A 14,784-nucleotide genomic window follows, 5' to 3' on the forward strand; every position below is an offset into this window, starting at 1 on the left:
GAATGGGGTTATATCTTTCTACCCCCATACGGGTTACACATGAGCCATGCCGAAAATCAACGTGTACCTGCCCGACGACCTCGCCGACGCCGTCCGGGAGAGCGGCATCCCCGTCTCCGCGATCTGCCAGCGCGCTCTGGAGCAGGCCGTCCAGCGCGTCGCCGCCATCCGCGACGCCACCGCCATCGACCTCGACCCGGCCGCCCTGGCCGAGCGCCTCCCCAGCTTCACGGCCCGGCTGGTCACCGTCCTCGAACTGGCCGCACAGCGCGGCGAGCCGGTCACCACCGGCGCCCTGCTGCACGGTGTCCTGGCCGAGGGCGACAACCTGGCCCTGCAGATCCTCACCGCGATGGACATCCCGCCCACCACGCTGACCGCGCCCGAGACCGCCGAGCCGACCGGCGACGCCACCGGCCCCCGCTTCAGCCGGTCGGGCGCTGTCGTCCTGGAGCTGGCCGTCGGCGAGGCGATCGGCCTCGGCCACAACTACGTCGGCTGCGAACACCTGCTGATCGCCCTGGCCGCCGAGCCCGACGGGGCCGCGGGCGAGGTCCTGCGCGCCCGCGGCGCCGACGTCCGCGTCATCCGCCGAGCGGTCAGCGCCGCCCTCGCCGGATACGCCCACCTGCGCGCCAGCCACACCCCGCCCAAGGACGCGCTGACCGCGGCGCTCGCCCCCTTGATCGAACGCATCGAACGCTTGGAGACTCGCCTGGGCTGAGCACAGTCCGCACTGCTCGATGTGGGCCGTGCCGTCGTCGCGCCCCTGCTCACCCACCGCTGGAGATCGCCTTCTCCGGACGCAACCGGATCAGGCGGCCGGAGCCCTGAGCAGTTCCGCCACCTCGGCCGCGATCTCGTGCGGCTCGCGGCCGTCGGTGGTGACCGTGTGGGTGGCGACCTCGGCGTACAACGGACGCCGTTGATCGAGAAGGAACTTGAGCGTGGCCCGCGGGTTCAGGTTGAGCAGCGGGCGGCCCGCGCCCAGGCCGACCCGCTTGACCGCGTCGCTCAGCTCGACCGACAGGTAGACCACGGTGTGCTCGGTGAGCAGCTTGCGGGTGCCGTCGTGCAGGATCGCCCCGCCGCCGAGCGCCAGAACGCCGTCGAAGCTGTCGAGCGTCTCGGCGATCACCTGGCGCTCCAGCGCGCGGAACGCCTCCTCGCCGTCGTCGATGAAGATCTCCGGGATGGGCTTGCCGGCCCGCTCCTCGATGATCGTGTCGGCGTCGGCGAACTCCGTGGCCAGCAGCGCCGCCACGGCCGCGCCGATGGTGGACTTGCCGGCGCCCGGCGCGCCCACGAACACGGCCCGCGGCGCCATCAGCGGATGACCAGGCTTTCCAAGTATCCGGCGAGGTTACGGCGGATCTCGGCCACCGAGTCACCACCGAACTTCTCGACCGCCGCCTCGGCCAGCGTCAAAGCCACCATGGCCTCGGCCACCACGCCGCCGGCCGGCACGGCACAGACGTCCGACCGCTGGTTGATCGCGGTCGCCGGCTCGCCGGTGACCACGTCGACGGTCTGCAACGCCCGGTTGAGCGACGAGATCGGCTTGAGCGCGGCCCGCACCCGCAGCGGCTCGCCGTTGGTGATGCCGCCCTCGAGCCCACCGGCCCGATCGGTCACCCGGCGCACCCCGTCCGCGGTCGGAATGATCTCGTCGTGAGCCACCGACCCGCGCGAACGGGCCTGGGTGAACCCGTCACCGATCTCCACACCCTTGACGGACTGGATCGACATGAGCGCGGCGGCGAGCCGGGCGTCGAGCTTGCGGTCCCACTGCACGTGGGTGCCCAGGCCCGGCGGCACCCCGTACGCCAGCACCTCGACGATGCCGCCCAGCGTGTCCGCGTCCTTCTTGGCCGCGTCGACCTCGGCCACCATGCGCGCGCTGGCCTCGGGGTCGAGGCAGCGCAGCGGGTCGGCGTCGATCCGCGCCGCGTCCTCCGGCGCCGGGATGAGCCCGACCTTGGCCGCCACCGACCCGAGCTCGATCACATGAGAAACGATCTCGATACCCAGCGCCTGCTTGATCAGCGCCTTGGCCACGACACCGACGGCGACCCGGGCCGCGGTCTCCCGCGCACTGGCTCGCTCGAGAATCGGCCGGGCATCGGTGTGCCCGTACTTCTGCATGCCGGCCAGATCGGCGTGCCCCGGCCGCGGCCGGGTCAGAGGCGCGTTACGCGCCTGGCTGGCCAGCTCCTCCGGGTCGACCGGGTCGGCCGCCATCACGGTCTGCCACTTGGGCCACTCGGAGTTACCGACCCGGATCGCGACCGGACTGCCCAACGTCAGCCCATGCCGGATCCCACCGATGATCTCGATCTCGTCCTGCTCGAACTGCATGCGCGCCCCGCGCCCATAGCCGAGACGACGGCGCGCGAGATCGCGCCCGATCTCCGCACTCGTCACTTCCACCCCGGCGGGAACGCCTTCGAGAAGCGCGACGAGCGCCGGTCCATGCGATTCACCTGCGGTTAGCCAGCGCAACACCCCCAAATTCTGTCACGCCGCCCCCAGCACCCACCGCACCCCCACCCGCGTCCCGCCAGCCGGAACCCCCGGACCCTGTTCCTGCGCAGACTCGCCCCACCGATCCCCTCGTAATCCCCGCGATGAAGGCGTCACGTCGGGCCGCATGCGTGCCATGCCATCGCCCGCAGAGGGGGCCGTCTCGCCGGTCCGCCTCGTGGACGTCGCGCCATAGCCCGCCGTGGCCATCTTTGCCTGGCCGCTAGGGGCGCCAACTCATCGCGCGGCGGGGACCGGCTCGCCGGTCTGCTCACCGCGCCTTGGTTGCGCCCGGCCATCGCGCTGACGAGGGCTGCGGGCACCCTGCCGGACGCGGCGGCTATCGGCGGTTCGTCCTCCTCAGGGTTGCGAACGCCGGGAGGTTGTGAACACCTGTCGTCGAGCGCGGCGGCTCCACTGTTCCGAGGAGTTGTGGGGCTTCGCGACGGGCGCGGTAGGGGTGGTTCGCTTCCCGCGGGCCTTGCTGTCGGGTGCAAATGGGGACAGCTTCCTAGGAGGTTGCGAGTCTCCTGCGGAATACGCCCGAGGTCGCTTTCCAGGAACTGCGGGCCATCCGCCGCCGGAGGCCCCGTTTCAGCGGCTGCGTCCGCGTCGCTGCCCAGCACGAAGTGGCTGCTTTCCTGGATGGTGAGCGCCTGCCGTCGGGCGCGGGCAGGGCGGGCGCGGGCAGGGCGGGCGCGCGGGCAGGGCGGGCGCGCGGGCAGGGCGGGCGCGCGGGCAGGGCTGGGCAGGGCAGGGCGGGAGTCGGCTGGCCTAGGGGGTTGTGGGCGGCTTGCCGTTTGAGGCGGTCGGGGTTGGGCCGATGGAGGGCTGGCCCTTGGGGGTTGCGGGTGACCTGCTGACGGACGCGGAAGGGGGTGGCTCCGCGGTCGGCTTTCCGGTGGGGGTTGTGGGGGGCCTGGCGCCGGATGCGGTGGAAGTCGGCGCGATGGCTGACGACGAGTGTGCGGGGGCGGGTGAGGTTACGGTCGCCGTGGGGGCCGGGAGCACCGTGGGTGGGGCGGAGCGGCTGGGGGCGGTCGAGGAGGACGGCGAAGCCGGGGAGGCGGGCCGGGACGGGGTCGGGTCCGTCGGCCGGAGCAGGGCGAAGGCTGCGATCGAGACCGCCGCGGCGGCGGCGCCGGCGGTCAATGGGAGCCACCATCGGGCTAGCGCGGACCGGGTCGCGGGTCTCGTGGGGGCGGGGCGCAGGCTCTGGCTCGTCACGGCGGCGGCGCGGGCGGACAGGGCCGTGCGCAGGCGCTGTTCCAGGTCGGCTTCGGTCATCTCTCCCCCAGGTGGGCGCGGAGCAGCGTCAGCGCGCGGTGTGCGGTCGACTTGACGGTGCCGGTGGTGACGCGCAGGGCGCCGGCTATCTCCCGTTCGGAGAGGCCGGACCAGTAGCGCAGGACGATGACCTGACGCTGGCGGGTGGTGAGGTGGCCCAGTGCCCGGATCACCTCGCGGTCGCCCGCGCCGAGCAGGGCCTCCTCCTCGGCGGCGGGGGCCGGGTCGGGGCGCGGCGGCAGGTAGGCCCGGGCGATCCGGCGGCGGCGCAGGGTGGACCGGGCCGCGTTCATGACGGCGGAGACCAGGTACGCCTCGGGGTCGGTGACCGTGTCCAGGCCGGTGCCGTGACGGCGGTAGAGGCGGGTGAAGACGTCCTGGACGATGTCCTCGGCCGTGGGCAGGTCGTCGACCATGAGGACGGCCAGCCGGACCAGCGGCAGGCGGCGCTCGCGGAAGAGTTCGTCGATCGCGGGGGCGGCGGTCGCCGCCGCCACGAGCGGGCCGGGCGCGGCTCCCCGCCGCCAGCGCAGCAGCGACCTGGGCATCGGCAGCACGAAGATCACAAAGGGCCTCGCGATAACGGTCGGTGGCGCGCCGGCCGGACGGCCGGCGCGCGGGACATCAGGAAACGGCCCGGGTCGTGGCGGTGGCCGAGGGCACCGGGCCCGCCGTGGGCTTCCGCCCCGTGGCCGGTGCGCTCGCCGAAACGGTGGGGGCCGGCTTGGCGGTCGCTCTGGGCGCGGGGGCCGAGACCGTCGGCTTCACCCCGGAGGCGGGAGGAGATACGGCAACGGAGGCGGTGGGGGAAACCGCAACGGAGGCGGAGGGGGAAACCGCAACCGAAGCCGGACGGGAAGCCGGACCTGAAGCGGAAGCGGTAGCCGCAACCGAAGCGGACGGGGAAACGGCAACCGAAGCGGTAGGAGAAGCCGCGCCTGAAGCCGGGGGAGAAACCGCAGCCGAGGCGGGGGCGGAAGGAGCCGGCTTGGGGGCCGCGTCGTCGGCGAAGGCCGCCGCGGCGGCCACACCGCCGATGGCGACGGCGGCAACGGCTCCGGCGGCGACCGCGAGGGCCCGGGTGGATCTGCGCATCTCAAGCTCCAGCACTGTCAGTGGGTGCACTGTCGACTGGGAGGACGCGCGGGCGCGGAAAAGGTTGGCGGCTGCGCTGTGACCTGAGCCACAAAGCGGTCAGCGGGCCGCCGCGGCCGCGAACAGGGCCGCCCGCATGGCCGCCTCCGGGGCCGGGTCGACGCCCGTGAACTGGGAGAACTGCGAGAGAGCCTGGGCCAGAAGCAGGTCGAGCCCCGAGATCACGGCCAGCCCACCGGCCACGGCCGAGGCCGCCAGCGGGGTCGGCCACGGGTCGTAGATGGCGTCGAACAGCACCGTGCCCGGCCGCCACTCCGCCTCGATGGCCAGGTGGTCGGCCGCGCCCTTGGGGACCGTCGAGATCACCGCGTCCGCGGTCAGGGTCGCCGCCGCGTCCTCCCAGGCGTGCCCGACCAGGCGGACGCCCAGGGCTTCCGCCGCCGGCGCCAGCTCGAGCCGTGCGGACGGGCGGCGGGTCACCACCGCCACCTCGGCCACTCCCAGCGACGCCGCCGCCCCGAGCGCCGCCCGGGCCGTGCCGCCACCGCCGAGCACCGTCAGCGATGTCGGCGCGCCGGCCCCCGCGTCGCGGAGCACCCGGACCATGCCGGTCACGTCGGTGTTGTCGGCGTACCAGGTGCCGTCGTCACGGCGTACCAAAGTGTTGGCCGCACCCGTCGCCACCGCGAGCGGTGACGCCTCCGCCGCCAGGCGGAGAGCCGTCTCCTTCAGGGGCATCGTCAACGACAGCCCGGCCCACTCGGGTCCGAGGGAGTCGACGAGCCCGGGCAGAGCGAGCTCGTCGACCTCGAACGACGTGTAGCGCCAGTCGGTCAACCCGGCCGCTTGGAAGCCCGCCGTGTGGAGGACCGGCGAGAGCGAGTGGGCGATCGGCTGGCCGCAGACGGCGGCCCGGCGTGGTTGCACGGTTGAAAACCCTAGAGGACGCCGGCCTTCTTGGCCTTCTCGATGTTCCTGTTGTGCTCGGCGTACGTCTTGGCGAAGGCCGAGTGGCCCTGCTTGTCGATCGCCACGAAGAAGAACCAGTCGCCCTTCGGCGGGTTCAGCGCCGCCTCCATGGCCGCCCGGCCCGGGTTGTTGATCGGCGTCGGGGTCAGGCCCTTCTTGCCGTGCAGGCGGTACGGGTTCTTCGGGTCGGTCAGCTCGGCCAGCGTCATCTTGCCGGACGGCTTCGTCCGACGGCCGGTGAGCTGGTAGTAGTAGTTGATCCCGACGTCGAACTCGAGGCAGCCGCAGGCGATCTCGGGCGTACCGACGTAGAGGCGGTTGTACGCGACCCGTGCGACCTTGCCCAGGTCGTCCTTGTTGCCCGCCTCGGCCTGCGCGAGCGAGGCCACGGTCAGCACCTCGTTCGGCGTGAGGTTGCGGGCGCTCTGCGACTTGTCGACGAAGCCGGTCTCCTCGGCCACCGTGTTGAAGTGGCTGACCATCGTCGTGAGCATCTCGGTCGGGGTGGCCTTGGGGTCGAACTCGTACGTGTCGGGGAAGAGGAAGCCCTCGATCGACTTGGTCGCCTTGGTGTTGTTGCTGCGGTTGAACCAGAAGTCCGCCACCCCGAGCGCCTCGGGATCCTTGGCCGCCGCCTTGAAATCGTCGACCTTCTTGCCGGTCGCCTTGGCCAGGATGTCGTACACCTGGTTGGCGGTCTTGCCCTCGGGGATGGTGATGCCCTTGGAGACGCGCGCTTTGGGGTCGAGCAGCAGGGTAACGGCGCTCTCGGCCGACATCTGCTTCTTCAGGTTGTACGTGCCCGACTGGATATTCTTGCCCTTGGGGTTCGCGTCGGCCGCGTTCACGAAGGCTTTGGTGCTCTTGACGACGTCCTTGTCCACCAGCGCGTTGCCGATGTCGGTGAGCGTCGAGTTCTTGGCGATGTCGACCTGCACGGCGGCGCCGCCGCCGCCGTCGTAGTCGGCGGCGACGAAGAAGTCCTTGACCTTGGTGTAGCCGAAGTACACGCCGCCACCGAGGACGGCGAGCAGGACGAAGGCCATAAGGAACGCGACACCGGACTTACCGCCGCTTTTCTTCCCGCCGCGAGAGCCCCGGCGATGTCGGGGTCTCCCTTTCTCGGCGTTCTCGTCGAACGCGAGGTCCAGCTCGTCGATCATCTCTGCCTCCGCTGAGCGTCCAGCCAGCCCTGCAGGATCTCCACCGCGGCCGCCTGGTCGACGACCGCCCGCTGCCGCTTGCCGCGTACGCCTCGCTCGGCGAGCCTGCGGGTTGCGACCACGGTCGACATCCTCTCGTCCGCGAGGACGACCGGCACACTACCGACTGCCTCCACCAGTCGCCCAGCGTACGCACGAATGTCGATGGCGGCAGGTCCCTCGGCCCCGTTCAGGCGAACCGGGAGCCCCACCACGATCTGCACCACCTCGTGTTCCCCCACGAGGCGGACAAGCTCAGCAATGTCAGCGGGCACGGCATCGTCTGCCGCGCCCATGTCACGGGGCACCGTGACCAGGGGGGTGGCCAGGATCCCGTCAGGGTCGCTGATCGCGACCCCGACGCGCACCTTACCGACATCGACGCCCAGCCGCCTACCCCGCGACAGTGCGCTCATTCCTGGCTACCCCCAGCTACGTTCGGTCAGCTCGCGGTGTCCGCCACCGCCTTCTCCACGGCCGCGAGCAGCGCCGGAACCTGGTCGGCGGGAAGACCGCCACCCTGCGCGAGGTCGGCGTTGCCGCCGCCCCGGCCGGAGAGCGCACCCTTGACCAGATCCGCCGCCGACAGGCCACGGCCCTTGGCCGCGCTGTTCAGCGCCACGATCAGCGACGCCTTGCCGTTCGAGCGGGCCGCCACCGCGACGACCGCGGGACGAGCCGCGTCGATCTTGCCGCGGATCTCCTGAGCCAGCGTACGCACGTCGTTGCCGGCCGCGCCCTCGGGAGCCTCCGTGCCGACGTACGCCACACCGCGCAGGTCCTTGGCCTGCGACGCGAGCGTCGAAGCCCCGCCCAGCACCATCTGCGCCCGCAGCTTCTCGAGCTCCTTCTCGGCGTCGCGCAGCGCCGTCACGGTCTGCTCGACCCGGTCGGCGACCTGGTCGCCGGGCACCCGGAACAGCTCCGCGAGCCGGGAGACCAGCAGGTGCTCCTTGGCCAGGAAGCCGAACGCGTCGATGCCGACGAGCGCCTCCACCCGGCGTACACCGGAACCGATCGACTGCTCGTTGAGGATCTTCACCAGGCCCAGCTGGCCCGAGCGGTCGACGTGGGTGCCACCACACAGCTCACGCGCGTAGTCACCCACTTCAACCACACGGACCTCATCGCCGTACTTCTCACCGAACAGCGCCATCGCGCCCAGCCGGCGCGCTTCCTCCTGGGAGGTGAGGAACCAGTGAACCTCGAGGTCACGCAGCAGCACCTCGTTGACCTGCTGCTCGACGTCGTGCAGCACCGCGGGCGAGACGGCCCCGGGAGTGTTGAAGTCGAAGCGCAGCCGGCCCGGCGCGTTCAGCGAACCGGCCTGGGTCGCCGACTCGCCGAGGAACGCCCGCATGGTCTGGTGAACCAGGTGGGTCGCCGTGTGCGAGCGCGAGATCGCCTTGCGGCGGGTCACGTCGATCTCGGCGAAACCCGTCTCGCCCGTACGGACCTCGCCCTGAAGGACCCTGGCCTTGTGCACGATGAGGCCGGGGATGGGCTGCTGGACGTCGACGACCTCGAGCCGGCCGCCGCCGACGTTGATGATGCCGGTGTCGGCCTGCTGGCCACCGCCCTCGGCGTAGAACGGGGTGGTGTCGAGGACCAGCTCGACGAAGTCGCCCTCGCCGGCCACCTCGACCGAGCCGCCGCCCCCGATGATCGAGCGCACCCGGGACTCGCGGGAGACCTCCTGGTATCCCGTGAACTCGACCGGGCCACCGTTATCCAAAGCGCCCCGATAGGCCGACAGGTCCGCGTGACCCGTTTTGCGCGCGGCGGCGTCCGCCTTCGCGCGGGCCCGCTGGTCGGCCATCAGGCGACGGAATCCGTCCTGGTCCACGGACAGGCCCTGCTCCTGCGCGATCTCCAGGGTCAGGTCGATGGGGAAGCCGTACGTGTCGTGGAGCTGGAACGCCTGCGCACCCGACAAAGTCGAATTTCCGGACTTTTTGCTGTCGGAGATCGCCGTGTCGAGGATCGTGGTGCCCGCGCGCAGGGTGGACAGGAACGCGTCCTCCTCCGCGTACGCGTACGTGGAGATCCGCTCGAAGTCCTTCTCCAGCTCGGGGTACGACGGCGCCATGCAGTCGCGCGCCACCGGCAGCAGCTCGGGCAGCGCCCGCTCCTGCCAGCCGAGCAGGCGGATGGCCCGGATCGCCCGCCGCATGATGCGCCGCAGCACGTAGCCCCGGCCCTCGTTCGACGGGGTGACCCCGTCGCCGATCAACATCAGCGCCGTACGCACGTGGTCCGCGATCACGCGCAGGCGCACGTCGTCGGGGTGCGACTCGCCGGCCACGTGACCCGAGTGCGCGCCGTACCGCTTGCCGGTCATCTCGGCCGCGCGGGCCAGGATCGGGCGGACCTCGTCGATCTCGTACAGGTTGTCGACACCCTGCAGGATCGAGGCGATCCGCTCCAGGCCCATGCCGGTGTCGATGTTCTTGTTCGGCAGCTCGCTCACGATGGTGAAGTCGGTCTTCGACTTCACGTCGGTGATCTCGTACTGCATGAAGACCAGGTTCCAGTACTCCATGAACCGGTCCTCGTCGACCTCGGGGCCGCCGTCCCGCCCGTACTCCGGGCCCCGGTCGTAGAAAAGCTCGGAGCAGGGGCCGGCCGGACCCGGGATGCCCATCGACCAGTAGTTGTCCTTCTTGCCCCGGCGGACGATGCGTGACTCCGGGACGCCGATCGCGCGCCAGAGCTGGAACGCCTCGTCGTCGTCGTGGTAGACGGTCGGCCAGATGCGCTCCGGGGCGAGCCCGTAGCCGCCCTCGGCCTGCGACTTCGTCGACAGCTCCCAGGCGAGCTTGATCGCGCCCTCTTTGAAGTAGTCGCCGAACGAGAAGTTGCCGTTCATCTGGAAGAACGTGCCGTGCCGGGACGTCTTGCCGACCTCGTCGATGTCCGGCGTCCGGATGCATTTCTGCACGCTGACCGCGCGCTTGAAGGCCGGGGTCTGCTGTCCCAGGAAGTACGGCACGAACTGCACCATGCCGGCGTTGATGAACAGCAGGTTCGGGTCGTCGATGGCCGGCAGCGGGGCACTCGGCACGACCGTGTGCCCGTTGGCCTCGAAATGCGCCAGATAGCGCCGCTTGATCTCCGCCGTCTTCATCGGTTCCCCTCCTGAGCCTCGTCCGGCTCGTCCTCGTACAGCTCACCCTCGGCGAACGCCTGGTGGATCTGCTGCTCCCGCTCGGCCATGCCGTCGCGGACGTCATCCACGAAGCTACGCATCGACTCGACCAGGCCGCCAGCGGATTGCGACAGCGAGGTGGCGATGCCGGACGGGGTGTACTCGTTCGCCTTCTGCGTGAGCTTGCGAACGACGATGGCGCCGACGGCCAAGCCGACACCCAGCCAGAGCAGGCGCTTCATGGCTTTTTCCTCCGAGTGAGTTTTCAGCGGGCGGCTTTGCGGCGGGTCTTGATTTCCGTACGGACGGCGCGGTCCTCGTCGGCCCGGCGGCGCGCGGCGGCGGCCTTGCGCAGGCCGTACCCGAACGAGGCCACCTTGACGAGCGGGTTCGCGGCGGCCGCGGCCACGACCGTGGACAGGTTGGCCACGTTGGCGGTCACGTGCGCGGCGTGCTCGGTGATCGTGTCGACCTTGGCCAGTTGGACGTTGACACCGTCCAAAGAGACCTGAACCTGGCCGAGCGCGCTATTGACGTTACGCACCGTGTCGTTGACGTCACCCAGCAGCGGCCCGGTCCGGTCGGTCAGGTCATTGATCGCCCTGGTGGCGGCGTCGACCGTGCGGCCCAGCTTGAGGATCGGCACGGCCAGCACGATGACGAGCATCAAGAAGGCGCCCGCCGCGATCAGGCCTGCGATTTCTCCGGCGTCCATGAGGCGCTTCTCCCTTACGTGGTCACGGGTGGCGAGTCAACGTGCAGACCCTACCGTCCGTGACCGCGAGCCGCGTCACGACGCCGAGGGTGTCGGCTCCAAGAGCGGATCATTCGACAGGACCGGGTCCGGAGTCTCGCCCACGAGCGGGCTCTCCTGCACCTCCGGCTTGCCCCGCGTGTCGGCGATCGCGTTCTGCACCTTGATGCTCACGGTGGAGCCGGTGCAGTTCTTCGGATCGACCGGCTCGGTACCCGTGTCCTGGGCGGCGACCTGATCCACCTGACACTCCGGCAACCGCACCCAGAGGTCCAAAGTGAATTCGTCTCGCTTCCAGCAGCTGTACGTGCCGTCCTCCGGCCCCACCGGCTGCTCAGGACACTCGGCGACCTTCCACGGCTGCCAGCCGGCGGCGCTCAGCGCGGCGGTGTAGACCTGCGTGGTCTCCTTGAACGGCTTGGCCGACTGGGCGATCCGCTCCCGGAAGGTGCAGTCGATGAAGCACCAGCGGCTGCCGCTGCTCTGATCGTCCACCTTCTCGGCGGCCCAGGCCGGCACGTCGAGCGAGTTCAGGGACCCGAAGACGGGATCGTTGCCGGCGGCCCTCAGCCCGAAGAAGGCGGGCAGCACGAGAAGCACGACAGCGGCGAGAGAGACCAGAGTCACGACGCGCAGACGCCGCTGAGTCCGCAGTTTCTCCCGGAACCCTCCGACGACACCGGCGGGTTCGTCCTCGGTCCCCGCTGCGGCGGCTTTGGCGGCCGCGGCCCGGGCGCCCACGACGGGACTGACTCTCGCGCCTTGCGGCGCTCCATCTTCACCCGTCTGGTGTACGCCCGGAGTACCGGCCCGCACATCGGCGGGCACCGCGCCGACGCGGGCGGCTCCTACCGAGGCGGCACCCACGGAGGCCGCTCCTACGGACGCCGCACCCACGGAGGCAGCACCCACGGAGGCAGCACCCACGGAGGCAGCACCCACGGAGGCAGCACCCACGGAGGCGGCACCCACGGACGCCGCGCCCACCGAGGCAGCTCCGACAGACGCGGCCCCTACCGAGGCTGACGCCCGGCCGCCGACCGGGGCTCCACCCACTGCCGGACGACCCGCCGGGGCGCCTCCCGGTACCGGGGCTGCTCCCGCCACTGGGGCTGCTCCCGCTGCTGGACCTCCCACCGACGCCGAACCCGTTACCGGGCCGCCGCGCGAGGCCAGACCCGGCCCTCCCACCGAGGCAGCACCGGTCACCGGCCCACTCGTGTTCGGGCCGGCCACCGACGCGGCGCCGCCGGCCGGACCACCCCTCGCAACGGGGCCGCTTACCGGCCCTCGTCCGCGGCGGCCACCCGGCAGCTCACCCGAAGCCTCCGGATCGAAGTCCTCCTGCCCGTGGCGGCCACGCCGCCCGTCCTCACCATCCGAGCCGTAGCGCCCCGCTCCGTCAGCGTCGCCACCTTGCCCATGCCGCCCCCCGGCCCCAGCAATCGGCCCGGACCCGAAGTCGTCGCTACTACCCGGCCCACGCCGCCCGTCCGGCCCGGACCCGAACTCATCGCCGCCGCCCGGCCCACGCCGGCCGCCCGGCCCGGACCCGGCGTCGTCGCTGCCACCGGGCCCATGCTGCGGCTGTCCCGGGGAGACCGGCCCGGCCGGAACGGCACCGGTGGCGAATCCCCCACGCGCGCCCGGCCCTGGCCCCTGCCCCGCACGAGGCGCGACGCCACCCGACCCCTCACCCGGCCGCGGAACGACACCGGACCCGCCCGCCATCGCACCGGCCCGCCCGGGAAGGGCCGGCGTCCGTACGCCACCCCGCCCCGGCACCACCGGCGGCACGACACTGGCCGCCGCCCGCACCGGCCCGGTACCCGGCGCTCCACCTCGGAAGCCCCCGGTCGTCTCACTCTGCCCGGCCCCCGGGTTCGGCCCCACAGAGGGCTCGGCAGGTCGCTGACCACCGGTCACCGGCCCCGAGGTGCCTGGGCCACGCTGACCACCCTGCGGCGGAACAGCACGCCCGGCTCGCCCTCGCGGCCCCTCAGGCCCACGGCGACCGTTCCCGTCCTCGTCCTCCGGCCCGGCATAACCGGACTCACCGGCACCCGGCCCACCAAAGCCAGCACCCGGCCCACCGAACCCCGGACCGCCAGCGCCCGGCCCACCAAACCCTGGACCGCCAGCACCACCAGCGCCCGGCCCACCGACACTTGCACCGCCAGCACCGCCGACAGCCGGCCCACCGAAACCTGGACCGCCAGCACCGCCAGCAGCCGGCCCACCGAAACCTGGACCGCCAGCACCGCCAGCAGCCGGCCCGTCGAAGCCGGGGCCGCCGGGCGCCGGGGAACCGGGTGCGGCCGACGCGCCGAAGCCACCGGTCGTGTCGGAATTCCCGCCACGGCCCTGGGACCGACGGCCGCCATCGCTGGGATCGGAAACGCCGTGCCGTCCCGATCGGCCACCCGGGCCCTCGCCATCCGGCGCGCCGTGCCGTCCGGTCGGCTGCTCTTCACCGGGATAGCCATGCCCCGCATCGGAGACCGGCCGGCCCGTACCGGCTGAACCAAGATCGTTGGGGCGGCCCCTGGAATCGCGTCCGCCGAACCCCGGCGCCGGAACGCCTGAGACCGGACGCCCAGCGCCACCGGACCCTGGGGCCGGGACACCCGACACCGGACGCCCCGCACCGTCGTACCCCGCACCGTCGTACCCCGGACCTGGAACACCCGGCACCGGACGCCCAGCGCCATCGAATCCCGGCGCCGGAACGCCCGACACCGGACGCCCCGCACCGCCGAACCCGGAAGCGGGCACGCCGGAGACCGGGCCCGGACCGCCGGCCTGCGGTCCATCGGAGCGGAACCGATCACGCCCGCGAACCGGCGGAGAAGAAGTAGGCCGCGACGCCGGCGACACCGGGCGCGCGGAAGGAATCTCCGGGGCATTGCCGGAGAGCGGAATGGGACCCGAGGTCATCCCGTCGACGGCGTACGGCTCGGCTTCGACACCGCGGCGTGCCGCGCCCCCGAACGGCTGCTCCGGTCCGCCCCGTCCGGGCACGGAAGCCGCGCCCCGGCCGGCCGGCACACCGGAACCAGGCATGCCCGGCCCGGAAGCCGGCTGCCCCGGACCACCCTGCCCTGGAATGCCCTGCCCTGCAATGCCCTGCCCAGGAGCGCCCTGCCCGGGTAGGCCCTGCCCGGGTAGGCCCTGCCCGGGTAGGCCTTGCCCGGGTAGGCCCTGCCCGGGACCGCCTTGACCGGCCGTCGCGCGCCCTGGGCCGGCTTGACCCGGAATGGCCCGACCGGCCGACGCGCGACCGGGCTGACCCTGAGCGGAGACTGGTCCACTTTGACCGACTTGCCCCTGTCCGGGCACGGCATGCCCAGGACCACCTTGGCCGCCCTGGCCCTGCCCGGGGACGGCCCGGCCGGGAGTACCTTGGCCGCCCTGTCCGGGCAGCGATCGGCCGCTAGCGCCTTGATCGCTTTGTCCCTGCCCGGGCACGGCTCGCCCAGGAGCACCCTGCCCGGGACGGAATCGGCCGGACGCCCCTTCGCCGAGAGCTGGCTGACCCGGCACCTGACCGGGCGATATCGGACCAGGCGGCAGCTGGCCCGAAGGAGTCTGTCCAGGCGGGACCCGCCCGGAAGGGAACTGTCCGGAGGTCTGCCCGCTTTGCGCCCGGCCGGCACCCGCGGTTCCAGCTGGCGGAACAGCCCGGCCGGGACCCTGCGGCCCGGCCGTCGGTACAGCCCGACCAGCACCCTGTGGTCCTGTCGGCGGAACAGCCCGACCAGCACCCTGGGGTCCGGCTGATGGAACTGGTCGACTGGCGCCCTGAG

The 14,784-nt window shown here is 72.1% G+C and carries 14 protein-coding genes and 1 pseudogene; 3 read left to right on the forward strand and 12 right to left on the reverse strand.

The window, feature by feature from the left end:
- The first annotated feature begins 46 nt into the window (after positions 1-46).
- Positions 47-724: a Clp protease N-terminal domain-containing protein gene (locus ACGFJ7_RS15030; protein ID WP_392642484.1), complete on the forward strand. Its 678-nt coding sequence runs from the start codon at positions 47-49 to the stop codon at positions 722-724.
- A gap of 90 nt (positions 725-814) precedes the next feature.
- On the opposite strand, the gene ACGFJ7_RS15035 is transcribed toward ACGFJ7_RS15030, so the two are convergent.
- From ACGFJ7_RS15035 to ACGFJ7_RS15045, 3 genes are all read right to left on the reverse strand, one after another.
- Positions 815-1,327, reverse strand: coding sequence for a shikimate kinase (locus ACGFJ7_RS15035; RefSeq protein WP_392642485.1), 513 nt, complete (start codon positions 1,325-1,327; stop codon positions 815-817).
- Positions 1,327-2,505: a chorismate synthase gene (gene aroC, locus ACGFJ7_RS15040; RefSeq protein WP_392642486.1), complete on the reverse strand. Its 1,179-nt coding sequence runs from the start codon at positions 2,503-2,505 to the stop codon at positions 1,327-1,329. The genes ACGFJ7_RS15035 and aroC overlap by 1 nt, the downstream gene beginning before the upstream one ends.
- 1,301 nt (positions 2,506-3,806) lie before the next feature.
- The gene (locus ACGFJ7_RS15045) at positions 3,807-4,358 is read right to left on the reverse strand and encodes an RNA polymerase sigma factor (RefSeq protein WP_392642487.1); all 552 of its coding nucleotides are present in this window, start codon (positions 4,356-4,358) and stop codon (positions 3,807-3,809) included.
- 95 nt (positions 4,359-4,453) lie between these two features.
- Between ACGFJ7_RS15045 and ACGFJ7_RS15050 the strand changes: the two genes are divergently transcribed.
- Complete coding sequence (locus ACGFJ7_RS15050; RefSeq protein ID WP_392642488.1) at positions 4,454-4,987, forward strand: hypothetical protein; 534 nt, start codon at positions 4,454-4,456, stop codon at positions 4,985-4,987.
- Between the two features lie 17 nt (positions 4,988-5,004).
- On the opposite strand, the gene ACGFJ7_RS15055 is transcribed toward ACGFJ7_RS15050, so the two are convergent.
- From ACGFJ7_RS15055 to ACGFJ7_RS15095, 9 genes and pseudogenes are all read right to left on the reverse strand, one after another.
- Positions 5,005-5,832: a shikimate dehydrogenase gene (locus ACGFJ7_RS15055; RefSeq protein ID WP_392642489.1), complete on the reverse strand. Its 828-nt coding sequence runs from the start codon at positions 5,830-5,832 to the stop codon at positions 5,005-5,007.
- Positions 5,833-5,843: 11 nt separating this feature from the next.
- Positions 5,844-7,037, reverse strand: a complete 1,194-nt coding sequence (mltG, locus tag ACGFJ7_RS15060) for an endolytic transglycosylase MltG (protein ID WP_392642490.1) — start codon at positions 7,035-7,037, stop codon at positions 5,844-5,846.
- Positions 7,034-7,492: a Holliday junction resolvase RuvX gene (gene ruvX / locus ACGFJ7_RS15065; RefSeq protein ID WP_360239348.1), complete on the reverse strand. Its 459-nt coding sequence runs from the start codon at positions 7,490-7,492 to the stop codon at positions 7,034-7,036. The genes mltG and ruvX overlap by 4 nt, the downstream gene beginning before the upstream one ends.
- 26 nt (positions 7,493-7,518) lie before the next feature.
- Positions 7,519-10,203, reverse strand: a complete 2,685-nt coding sequence (alaS, locus tag ACGFJ7_RS15070) for an alanine--tRNA ligase (protein ID WP_392642491.1) — start codon at positions 10,201-10,203, stop codon at positions 7,519-7,521.
- Positions 10,200-10,466 carry a hypothetical protein gene (locus tag ACGFJ7_RS15075; RefSeq protein WP_360239354.1) on the reverse strand — a complete coding sequence of 89 codons (267 nt, stop codon included), beginning with the start codon at positions 10,464-10,466 and terminating at the stop codon, positions 10,200-10,202. The genes alaS and ACGFJ7_RS15075 overlap by 4 nt, the downstream gene beginning before the upstream one ends.
- A 23-nt stretch (positions 10,467-10,489) precedes the next feature.
- Positions 10,490-10,939, reverse strand: a complete 450-nt coding sequence (locus ACGFJ7_RS15080; RefSeq protein ID WP_360239357.1) for a DUF948 domain-containing protein — start codon at positions 10,937-10,939, stop codon at positions 10,490-10,492.
- 75 nt (positions 10,940-11,014) lie between these two features.
- Positions 11,015-11,605, reverse strand: a complete 591-nt coding sequence (locus tag ACGFJ7_RS15085; RefSeq protein ID WP_392642492.1) for a hypothetical protein — start codon at positions 11,603-11,605, stop codon at positions 11,015-11,017.
- Positions 11,606-11,756: 151 nt separating this feature from the next.
- Positions 11,757-11,939: pseudogene (locus ACGFJ7_RS15090) on the reverse strand (pentapeptide repeat-containing protein); the annotation flags it as partial.
- A gap of 961 nt (positions 11,940-12,900) precedes the next feature.
- Positions 12,901-13,314, reverse strand: a complete 414-nt coding sequence (locus ACGFJ7_RS15095; protein WP_392642493.1) for a hypothetical protein — start codon at positions 13,312-13,314, stop codon at positions 12,901-12,903.
- 976 nt (positions 13,315-14,290) lie between these two features.
- Between ACGFJ7_RS15095 and ACGFJ7_RS15100 the strand changes: the two genes are divergently transcribed.
- The gene (locus tag ACGFJ7_RS15100; protein ID WP_392642494.1) at positions 14,291-14,758 is read left to right on the forward strand and encodes a hypothetical protein; all 468 of its coding nucleotides are present in this window, start codon (positions 14,291-14,293) and stop codon (positions 14,756-14,758) included.
- Positions 14,759-14,784: the final 26 nt, after the last annotated feature.

This window comes from Actinoplanes sp. NPDC048988, assembly GCF_043197815.1.
Classification (GTDB): Bacteria; Actinomycetota; Actinomycetes; order Mycobacteriales; family Micromonosporaceae; genus Actinoplanes.